The 523-nt window shown below is 56.2% G+C and carries 1 protein-coding gene; it reads right to left on the bottom strand.

Annotated features, from left to right (window positions below; genetic code table 11):
* The coding region (locus tag ABR397_RS23195; protein WP_350307758.1) for a phosphopantetheine-binding protein at window positions 1–523 on the bottom strand (523 nt) is incomplete at both ends.

Here is a 523-nt window from a genome sequence, read left to right as displayed (position 1 = left end):
CAGCAGATAGGGGTCACCTTCCTTCGCCAGCAGATGATGGAACAAGATGCCGTCCTGCAACGGCGACAGGGCATAGATATCCTGCACATTAGCAATCCCGCCGGGCACCTGTTCAACAATGTGGTCAATTTCTGGCTGAGTCAGATCAATCAGCGGCAACATCTCCGGCGTCAACGCCGTGGTCGCTAATGTGATGATATTAGGCGGCACTACTACAGACTGATGTTGCTCCAATGTCTGGGCCAGTTCTGACAGCACCGGGCTCTGGAATAGGTTACGGGCGGTCAGTGTCAATCCCAAGCTGCGCAGACGTTCAATCATCCGTACGCCGAGCAGAGAATGACCGCCCAGCGCAAAGAAGCTGTCATGCCGGCTAATCCGCTCAATACCTAATAACTCACGCCAGATAGCTGCTAATGCGGTTTCCACCTCCCCCTGCGGCGCTGCGTAAATCTGCCGGGCAAAAGCCTCTTCACCCGGCATCGGCAGCGCCCGACGATCCAGTTTGCCGTTTGGGGTCAGC

This window comes from Photorhabdus viridis (assembly GCF_040256935.1).
GTDB classification, from domain to species: Bacteria; Pseudomonadota; Gammaproteobacteria; order Enterobacterales; family Enterobacteriaceae; genus Photorhabdus; species Photorhabdus viridis.
This window is presented reverse-complemented; position numbering and strand designations above follow the sequence as displayed.